Origin of the sequence: Methanobrevibacter sp., assembly GCF_030539555.1 — an archaeon.
GTDB lineage: Archaea > Methanobacteriota > Methanobacteria > Methanobacteriales > Methanobacteriaceae > Methanocatella.
This window is the reverse complement of record NZ_JAUNXX010000010.1, coordinates 35,821-45,676: the sequence shown is the minus strand read 5'-3', so window position 1 is coordinate 45,676 and position 9,856 is coordinate 35,821. Positions and strand designations below refer to the sequence as shown.

The 9,856-nt window shown below is 36.3% G+C and carries 11 protein-coding genes; 2 read left to right on the top strand and 9 right to left on the bottom strand.

Annotated elements, in window-relative coordinates:
• The coding region (locus Q4Q55_RS03850; RefSeq protein ID WP_303371500.1) for a hypothetical protein at positions 1 to 378 on the bottom strand (378 nt) is incomplete at its 3' end.
• A gap of 1,237 nt (positions 379 to 1,615) precedes the next feature.
• Here Q4Q55_RS03850 and Q4Q55_RS03845 point away from each other — a divergent pair.
• A complete protein-coding gene (locus tag Q4Q55_RS03845; RefSeq protein WP_303371499.1) occupies positions 1,616 to 2,209 on the top strand; it encodes an Hsp20/alpha crystallin family protein in 594 nt (197 codons plus the stop codon).
• Positions 2,210 to 2,267: 58 nt separating this feature from the next.
• Here Q4Q55_RS03845 and Q4Q55_RS03840 read toward each other — a convergent pair whose 3' ends face one another.
• The 5 genes from Q4Q55_RS03840 to Q4Q55_RS03825 all read right to left on the bottom strand — a co-directional run bounded on the left by Q4Q55_RS03840 (position 2,268) and on the right by Q4Q55_RS03825 (position 5,276).
• Complete coding sequence (locus Q4Q55_RS03840; RefSeq protein WP_303371498.1) at positions 2,268 to 2,765, bottom strand: hypothetical protein; 498 nt, start codon at positions 2,763 to 2,765, stop codon at positions 2,268 to 2,270.
• Positions 2,766 to 2,807: 42 nt separating this feature from the next.
• Positions 2,808 to 3,275, bottom strand: coding sequence for a transposase (locus tag Q4Q55_RS03835; protein WP_303371502.1), 468 nt, complete (start codon positions 3,273 to 3,275; stop codon positions 2,808 to 2,810).
• Entirely contained in the window at positions 3,251 to 3,493 is a 243-nt protein-coding gene (locus Q4Q55_RS10635) for a transposase (RefSeq protein ID WP_368660132.1), read from the bottom strand. The genes Q4Q55_RS03835 and Q4Q55_RS10635 overlap by 25 nt, the downstream gene beginning before the upstream one ends.
• Before the next feature lie 89 nt (positions 3,494 to 3,582).
• Positions 3,583 to 4,047, bottom strand: coding sequence for a helix-turn-helix domain-containing protein (locus tag Q4Q55_RS03830; RefSeq protein ID WP_303371497.1), 465 nt, complete (start codon positions 4,045 to 4,047; stop codon positions 3,583 to 3,585).
• Positions 4,048 to 4,265: 218 nt separating this feature from the next.
• Complete coding sequence (locus tag Q4Q55_RS03825; protein ID WP_303371496.1) at positions 4,266 to 5,276, bottom strand: SIS domain-containing protein; 1,011 nt, start codon at positions 5,274 to 5,276, stop codon at positions 4,266 to 4,268.
• Between the two features lie 92 nt (positions 5,277 to 5,368).
• Between Q4Q55_RS03825 and Q4Q55_RS03820 the strand changes: the two genes are divergently transcribed.
• Positions 5,369 to 5,995: a DUF447 domain-containing protein gene (locus tag Q4Q55_RS03820; protein ID WP_303371495.1), complete on the top strand. Its 627-nt coding sequence runs from the start codon at positions 5,369 to 5,371 to the stop codon at positions 5,993 to 5,995.
• On the opposite strand, the gene ade is transcribed toward Q4Q55_RS03820, so the two are convergent.
• The 3 genes from ade to Q4Q55_RS03805 all read right to left on the bottom strand — a co-directional run bounded on the left by ade (position 5,992) and on the right by Q4Q55_RS03805 (position 9,851).
• Complete coding sequence (gene ade / locus Q4Q55_RS03815) at positions 5,992 to 7,707, bottom strand: adenine deaminase (protein ID WP_303371494.1); 1,716 nt, start codon at positions 7,705 to 7,707, stop codon at positions 5,992 to 5,994. The two genes, Q4Q55_RS03820 and ade, sit on opposite strands and share 4 nt — an antisense overlap.
• 5 nt (positions 7,708 to 7,712) lie before the next feature.
• Complete coding sequence (locus Q4Q55_RS03810) at positions 7,713 to 8,933, bottom strand: TIGR00300 family protein (protein WP_303371493.1); 1,221 nt, start codon at positions 8,931 to 8,933, stop codon at positions 7,713 to 7,715.
• A 93-nt stretch (positions 8,934 to 9,026) separates the two neighbouring features.
• Complete coding sequence (locus Q4Q55_RS03805) at positions 9,027 to 9,851, bottom strand: zinc ribbon domain-containing protein (protein WP_303371492.1); 825 nt, start codon at positions 9,849 to 9,851, stop codon at positions 9,027 to 9,029.
• Positions 9,852 to 9,856 lie beyond the last annotated feature (5 nt).

Below are 9,856 nucleotides of genomic sequence, written 5' to 3'. Positions count from 1 at the left end.
ATTGTCGTTGAAAACATCAGTCCTGAAAAATAAAGCTAAAAACGGAAGTACGAATGCAAAAGCAACTAAAGAGGCTTTTGTTATATTTTCAAGAATCAAACCTACAAATATAATATTTACTATCAGCCCAGGAATCAGATAAGAATAAGTTTTGGACATTATCTGATAGGTAGCTCCAAACCTTATTTTGGAGTACCATCCATACTTTTCTTCATATTTTTCAAAATAGATTAACGGATAACCTAAACCCATGAAGAACACCCACATCCCAAATAGCCATAAAAGTACTAAAACCTCATGGGAAGTGATGAACATGTGCAATAACAGGCAAGTTATAAAAATTAAAGGAATAAGAATAATGCATATCCTTTTTGTCATTGACAAACTCCCCGGATCGGTTAAAATAATATATTTGAAAAATTTAGAATCCTTTTTCATAATATCAGAAACATACATAGTTTATAGAATTAATATAAATCAAACTATTTTTTTACAATACAATTAAATCTGCTAAAAAAAACTAAAATTAATAGTAATATTAGTAATTTCAATGCCTATAACATGTTTTCACATGTTTAGGTAGATAGACATTGAATTAAACCACTAATTTGTTAGAATTTAAGTAACCCAGAAAGGTGGATTTTAAACTCTATGATATTATTTGAAATATTTGATATATAAATTTTATTATGTTTAATTTATAAATTGTAGAAAGTGTCCATTATAAATAAACAAACCCAAATATGACTTTTTAAGGTCATTGAAAAACAATCATTATAATATTTGATGATTTCTACAATTTAAAGGTGAAATCATTATGGCCTCATTTTAGTCAATATATAACCCAAATGAGATAGGATGCCACACACCATGAAATGATGGTGTATATGAGCACCCCAATCCAAAATTTCTTCTGGACACTCATAAGGATTCCTCCTATCAAATTAGTGGTTTTGCCAAAGGGAGCATTCATTAAAACATCAGTTTCAAATCCTACCAATGGCAATATTATCCTACCTAAAATAATACCACCCCCTATGGTCAAGAGTTTGATTACTTATAACATTTGATTTTATGGCTTAAATAGTTTTTATATGCCTATACTCAAGTAAAAATTGCAGTTAGAATGTAATTAGAATAATTATTACTTTTTTTCAATGAATAATACTTTTTGTTTTAAGACCGTCAATTCAGCAGGACGAGACAACATTGACCAACGAAAGATATGTGTTGAAGTCCAGCGAATAGAAATAGCAACATATATTATGGAGCAATATTCAAAACAACAATTAATATATTTTAGTGAAAAAATATGCCTACCCAAAGGACATCATGAACAAAACATATAGTTACCCCACTCAATTAAAATCATTTTAAATCAAATGTAAAAAAAAGAATTTTATTTAATTCTAACCATTTAATGACACTTATTAAATATATTGAGAAAATAATTAATGAAATTTATGAAATAGAACCTCATAAATATGATAAATCAAAAATTAAAATAATTATTTTTTAAATAACTTTTAGTAATAAAAATAGAAAACTTTATATAGTAACAAAAAGTAAATAAAATACAATCATAAATTTCATCAAAAAAAGGAGCGTGAAAATTATGGTAGACAGTGAAACTATTGAAACCAAAATTTCCGATAAAAAAGAAGAATTCGAAGAAAAAATTGATGAAACAAAGGACAAATTCGAAGACAAAAAAGAAGAGAAAAAAGAAAAATACGAAGAGACCAAGGAAAAAGGTAAAAATATTGCAGACAATGTAATTAATGACCTTTCCAAAAGCATTGAAGAATTCAAGGAAAGTCTCAAAAACATGCAGAAAAACGCAGATCAAAGATATAACGATTACAAAAAAACTACTGTACAAAGCTTAGATGCTGATTTAATCGAAACTGAAGACAAATACTTCATAAAAGTTGCTGTTCCAGGTATTGATAAAGAAGAAATCTTAATTGAAGCTGGAGACAACGACATTACCATCGAAGCTACATTCAAACCATACATTGAAGATTTCGATGATGAAGATGAGGCTGAAGTCATTTCCACTTCCCTCAAAGCTGGAAGATGTGTAAAAACCGTCAGATTCGTTAACAGCATTGATATTGAAAATATCTCTGCCAAATTCAATAACGGAATCGTAACCATTACTGTTCCAAAATTGATTATACCAAAACATAAAGTCAATGTAGAATAAATTTCTACATTTTATCCCTTTTTTAAAAAAAATAAGAGAGATTAATATTGTGTTAATCTCATTTAAATTCTACTGTTTTACCTATTTCTTTTAACAATTCCAAATCATGACCTGTGATTTTAACGTAGTGGTCTCCAGGGAAAATGAATAGGTTTTTTTGTTCTTTTATCACACAGTACTCCTTATGTGAACCGTAAGACATATTGTAACAAATCAATCCATCCTGTGTTCCCAAATCTTCAGCATCAGAGCCCAGTTCGTCAGCGTAGGTTCCGTTTTCAGGAATATCCTGGAAATCATATGTTATGTCATTTTCCTCATCCTCATAGTTTCTGTGGACATCTGATGAGGTTGCCAAAGCGTTCTGCAAACTGCTTGCTGTAAGATAACGTGAATCCACATTATGAAGAGTTCCGCTTGCATATGTATGGATATCTGAGTTGGTCGGAATATCTGCTGTGAAATTTTCAAAATCATGTGTTTGCAAACTTGTTGCGCCAACACATACAATTGCACCGATCATTATGAATATCATCATGCCTAAAAATTTTTTCATAACTATCACCGAACAATAGTTTTGTAATTTAAGGCATTTGAACTACCTCGAGCTGTGGAGCTCGAGGATTCTTACTTCACGGGCTGTAGATGCTAATGCACCTAGATATACCGTGCTATCCCCCCTGTTCCAGAGGTTCATTAATAATTCATGTTGAAGAACATTTATTCCTTCGTTTAGTATGTTTTTACTGGCATTTATGTCTCTGTTGTGGTGTTTTTTGCATTTTGGATAGGTCCATTCTTTTTCGTATTCTAAGTCGTGGTTGTAGTATCCGCAGTGGTGGCATTTTTTGCTTGATGGGAACCATCGGTTGACTTGTATGAATTTTTTATTGTGCCATTGTGCTTTGTAGCGGATTTTTTCTACTAGTGAGCATAGTGCTATTCTTTGAAGTTTAGTGCTCCCGTGCTTGTTTTTGAACATTCCTTTGATGTTTAGGTCTTCCATACAGATTAGGTCATAAGCTTGTACTAAATCATGGCTTATTTGGTGGTATGCGTCTCGTATTTGTTTGTTTTTTTATCAATCCATTTCCAGTATGTTCGTTGTGTTTTTTGGTATCTTTTGCTCATGTATTTTTTCCGTGATAGTGTTTTTTGGTATTTATTGATCATTTTTTCCTCATAGGATACGTCTAGATTGGCTTTCTCTAGTCCGTTGCTTAGAGTTGCTAATGTTCTTAATCCCAAATCAATTCCTATACGGTCAAATGTTTTTTCAAACACTTCTATGGTTGTTTTGACATTGAATACTTCATAGTATTTGCCGTTGTGTTTTTTTATGGTGACGTTGTTGATTTTAGTATCCGAGTTGTTTAAGATTTTTTGTATTCTTTGCTGGTTCTAAAGTATACCTGTCCAATTTTTGGAAAAACAATCTGGTTACCTTGTATTCGGATATTTTTATTGTTTTGTATCCTGAATGATTGTTTACGATTACTTTTAGATTTAAACCGTGGATATCCAGCACCTTTTTTGAAGAATTTATTAAAAGCATTTATGAGATCACGATATACCTGCTGTAAACTACTTGACTCTGAAAGACCAAGAAATGAATGCTCCTTTTTAAGCATTTTCAACATAGTATTAAATGTAGTCATATTGCATTTTAATTTAGTGTATCCATGTTGTATAAACAAAGAATAGGTCTTTTGGTATTCATCTAAAAGATGATTCCACACAAAACGCGCATTACCAATATTCTGATTAAAAACATAAACCATATCACCTTTAGGATACAACCTGACCTCCAAACCTTTATTAACCACTTTAACAACCATAAATTCTCAACACACAAATATAATAATACTACAAATACACAATATATTAAAAAGATATATATTTAAAATTGGCAAGAGAGCATTAGAAAAGTAATCATACTCTCCCATTTTTGTGCAATTCATTCACGAATTAAAGAAGTCGTGATATTCTTGCACACTTAAGATAAAGAAAAAACTTTACATTAAAAAAATAGGTTGATGTAGATTGAATCTACATTTTAATATCTTACTTTTCCGATGTGTCTTGTAGCACCCGGATCCTCGCCGTTGAAGTGTGCCAGATAATATACGAACCATTCAAGAGGAATCACAAAAATGAATGGGGACAGGAGTTTATCTACATCGGCATAATCCTTCAAATCAAAAAGAATTAATTTTGCTTCCAGGTTTTCGCAAAAATCAATTGCCTTTTGAGTGATTTCATCGGATTCTAAATCAGACCTGAAGATTATGACCGGAACATCCTTTTCTGCCCTTTCAATCAGACCATGCCTGAATTCAGCTGAATATTCAGGACAGGCATGTTTTATTGCTCCTTCCATAAGCATTGTCATTGCCAGTTTGTAGGCAAGACCGAAGTTTGGACCGCTTCCCAAACAGTAGAATATGTCCTCATCCTTAAGCTTTTCAGCCAGAGCCTTATTTTCATCTTCGGTTAGAAGCAATAGCTTTTCGAGCATCTTAGGCATTTCAGCCAATTGGGCCAATAGTTCTGTCTTGTTTTCATAATCTGATGCGCTGAACAGAATCTGGTAAAGACAGGCCAGCTGGGTGATGTAAGTTTTTGTGCCCAGAATGGCGGTTTCTGTTTCACATCTGGTAACAATTGGAGTTTTAGCTTCTTTTGTCATTGAACTGTCCGGTTCGTTTGAAATTGAAACTGTGTGAATCCCATACTCATTTGCCCTTCTGAGGGATGCTAAAGTATCGGCTGTTTCACCGGATTGGGATGTGAAAATAGCTATAGTATTCTCGTTTTCCTGTAATCTCTTGTTGTAGTAAAATTCATAACCTGTGTATACTTCTATGTCAATGTTGGTGGAAGACATTCTTATTGCATCCCTAACACTGTAACATGTTGAAATGGAACTGCCGCAGCCAATCAGGTATACCTTATCCGCATCAGGAATCATATTGGAGACTTCCTGCAGAGTGGAGAATTCACTTTCGAATGTTTTTCTAAGTGATTCCGGCTGCTCCATCATTTCATCATACATTTTATATTTCATAAGCTAAACCCCTTAAAATTAATTAATAATATTAATATATTGTTAAAACATATATAAAAGTATTTTTAAATTAGTTTAAAATTATGATAACTATGGAAATTGATTTGACGTTAATCGGAATGGAAAAAGGAAAGCAGTATGAGACAATTATCACCAGCATAAATTGTGACAATGTTCGAAATGCAGCACCCATAGGAGTGCTATGTGCAGGCAAGGGGACTATCTTAAACCGTATTTTTAAGGGAAGCCACACATTAGACAACATTATCTCCCAAAGGGAGTTTACTGTTAACATCACTCACGACCCTGAAGTGTTTGCATTGTCAACTCTGGGGAATTTGCCTGAAAGTTATTTCAATGAAGACAACAGCTTAAAATGTGCTGATGCCTATTTCAGATGTGAGGTAATCAGTCTTAAGGAAGCAGTCAAGCAAAGCGATCCTATAAAAAAGAAAGGCGAAGCAATTGTAATCAAGTCAGAGGTTACAGATTTGATTATCAGCCGGCCAACTGAAGCATTCAACAGAAGTTTCGGATGCGTCATAGAGTCTTTGGCCAACTATTCCCGTTTCGATATTGTTGATGAGGCTCAAAAAGAGCAATATCTTAAAAGATTTAGGGAATGCAGCCGTATAGTCAATAAAGTCGGCTATAAGAAGGACAAGCTTGCAATGGCCGAGATAAAAAAAGAATTGATGAAAAGAGGGTATGAACCCTAATTTCTTATAACGTCAATGAATTCGAACGCATCACCATCGAACAATCCCTTATCTGAGATTTTCAAAGAAGGAATTACCAAAAGTGCCATGAATGCCATTGTCATGAACGGAGCGTCCAGTGTGCATCCGAGCGCCTTTGTCATCCTATGCAGAGTATCCAATTTTTCCGATACCACATAAGCGTCCTCATTGCTCATGAGCCCTGCAATCGGAAGGGAAAGTGAATCCGAGAAGTCTTCGCTCACTACAGCTATTCCACCCTTATTGTCAATCACCGCATTTACAGCTTCGGCCATCATTTCACTGTCATATCCTACAACAATGATGTTGTGTGAGTCATGGGCAACGGATGATGCGATTGCACCTTTTTTAAGGTTGAATCCCTTGATGAATCCGTTGGCTACGTTTTCGCCGCCGTACCTTTCAACGACAGCTATCTTCAATACGTCCTGATAGATATCAGATGAAACCTTGCCGTCCTTGCATTTGAGTTTTGCGGTTGCCTTTTGGGTTAACAGCTCACCATTGAAGCATTCTATTACATTGACTTCACATTCATCCCCGTCGAAGAACATTTCAAAGTCATCTGCGGATTTTCTGGATGCATTGATGGAGTTTTTGACTGAGACCTCACCGACGTCGAACAATACGTTTTCACCGTCGAATACGCATTCACCACCTATGTATGTTTTCAGGACATTCAAATCATGCAGGCTGTCGATTATGACGAAATCAGCCTTGCTGCCTGTTACGATTGCTCCGCCATCAAGGCCGAAGTGGGTTGCAGGATTGATTGTCACCATCTCAATGGCCTGTATGACATCGATTCCTAAATTTGCCGCTTTTTTGATGGACTTGTTGAGATGGCCTTCAATCAGGTCATTGGGATGCTTGTCGTCGCTTACGATGAAGTCAAATATCGGAGAGTGCAGTCTTCTCTCGATTATTTCTGTCGGTATGATGCTGAACCCGTCCTGTTTTTTCAGGTGATTCAACTTCTCCGAAAAATCAAATAGAGCCTCCATATTTTTAGCGGATGACCCGTCACGTACCATAATTTTCATGCCTTTCTGCTTTTTTTCCAAAGCTTCATGAAAATTACTGCATTCGTGATCGGTTACTATATGTTGAGCGACATATTTATCCAAATCCCGACCGGTTACAAGTGGTGCATGACCATCGATAGGCTTTCCGGAATTTCTTGCAATCTCAAGTTTCCTTAAAACCTCCTCATCGCCATCGATAACTCCCGGGAAATTCATCATCTCAGCAAGACCGACAACTTCATCCTTTTCAAGGAGGTATTCGATGTCTGAAGCGTCGAGACTGGCACCGGATGTTTCAAAAGCAGTTGCGGGAACACATGAAGGTGCTGTGAAATAGAAATTGAAGGGAACTTCCTTTGAGTTTTCAATCATGAACTCTATACCCTCGATTCCGCAGACGTTGGCGATTTCATGGGGGTCGCATACTGCTGCAGTAGTTCCGTGGCGAACGGCTATCCTTGCAAACTGGGCAGGTGTTATCATGCTGCTTTCAATATGAATATGGGAGTCGATGAACCCCGGAACAAGCAGGCCCTCGACGTCTATTTTTGTCTCATCAGTCATGTTGATTGGAGAAATCTCCTTAAAAACACCATCCTCAATTGTTATTCTTGCAGGATAGATGGATTCTGTCAAGACGTCCAAAATATAAGCTGAAAATATCATATCTCTCACTCCTCGTGCAGTGCATTATAAAGAAGGGGCAGAAATGTCCCGATATCTGTTACAATACCTAAAACCTGTGCGCTTCCTCTGTCAGAGAGTTTGGTAACTGTGGACGGATTGATGTCCACACAGATACTTTTGACTCTGGAAGGAAGCAGGTTACCTGTAGCGATTGAGTGGAGCATTGTTGAAATCATGATTACCATGTCCACTTCCTGAGCGTATTTTCTCATCAGTTTCTGAGCTTCGACAACATCAGTTATTACATCCGGAAGAGGTCCGTCATCACGAATGGAACCTGCAAGGACAAATGGAACATCGTTTTTAACACATTCATACATTATGCCTCCGGTCAGGGTTCCGTCCTCAACGGCAGCCCTGATTGAACCTGAGCGATTGATTCTGTTGATGGCCCTCATGTGGTGGGTATGGCCATGAGCCACGATTTTGCCTGTATCCACTTCAATGCCCAATGATGTGCCGAAGAGGTTTGATTCGATGTCGTGGGTGGCCAGAGCATTTCCCGCCATGATTACGTCGATATAGCCTTCCTTAACCAGAGAAGCCAAATATTTGCCTGAGCCTGTGTGAACAATAGCCGGCCCTCCGACAATACCGATTTTTCCACCTTTGGCCTTGATTTCTTTCATTTCACCGGCAATGCCGTTAATCAGATTCATCAATGGCTTTTCTGAAGACACTTCACTGTTCATGAACTCGAACACCTGCTGCTCGTCCCTTGACCTGTGAGGAGGAGTAACCTTGACTCCGTCAAGACCGACAACAACCTTGTCTCCAACTTTAATATCTGCAATTGGCTTTACAAAAGCTCTTTTCTCATCCTCATCTACAACAACCAAACAGTCCATTTCGATTTCTTCAACAGGTATCCAATTACCGTCATAGAAAATGTGAGTGGTATGATTGGATGATGAATAAAAACCTTCAGGAGCAACTTTATCTTTTGTTGATGCAACTAATTTGACTTCCTTGATATCATCAACTGATGCGCCAAGAACAGACAGTTCATCCAGGATAGAATCCAACAACTCGGGAGAATCCGCTGAAACTTCAATCTTTGCATGACTGACATCTGATTTTTTACGTCCAACATCGATTTCCAATATGTCAAATTCTCCGCCCTTGTCCATGATTATGCCCATTGTCTTGGTTAATGTCAATGAGTCAATGATATGGCCAGAAAGCTCAATAGTTCGTTTATTCATAATATTATGCTCCATTTGTTAATATTATAAATATAGGTTTTGGTGATATTTAATGGTATTGTAAAAAAATCAGTCAAAAAAAAAAGAAAAGAATTATAGCCAAGAAATTCCCAATTTCTCAACAATTCCCCTAACATTGCTTTTAAGAAAAACATTTGAAATATACGCACAGATTATTCCCAAAACAATCAGTATTAAGAGATGACCTCCGAAAAATCCTTCATAAAATCCTGAAACAAAAGCACCAAATAAGAATTCCACCAAAGGATTTTCTAAAAGACCTAAAATAAGCCCTGTGATTAACCCAGATACTGTCGCATTAGCTTCGTTATTGATTGTTGCGGAGAAAAATCCGACACTGATTATAATGGCCAGAATGAATGAAAACCATGAAAATCCAATTAAAAGTCCTATCAAAGATAATATTATTGATGTGATTACAGATAGGGCAGTGGGAATCATAATAACATTCAAATTAATTTTATCTAAAAAACTATTACTCAAAACAGCTGATTGAATTACTGCATCATTTTTTTCGCCAGCAAATACATTAGATCCACATTCCGGGCAAAATACAATGTCATTTTCCAATTCCAATCCACAATTGGGACATGCTCTATTAATTACCTGCGGTTTCTGCTTTACTTTAGCACCGCATGTCGGACAGAACAAAACATTTTCAGGAATTTCAGACCCGCAACTCTCACATTTTGGAACTTCATCAGCACCATCAATCCTGTTTCCGCACTTATCGCAGAATGTGGCGTCTTCCTTTAAAGCAGCACCACAATTGCTGCATGCATTATTTTCATCAGATTGTAGTGATGATTCATCCAAGTCAGTTAAGTCATTTCCGCAGTTGGGGCAGATATTGTGGTCATCCTTTATTTCAATCCCGCAACGACTACATTTAACCATAATCA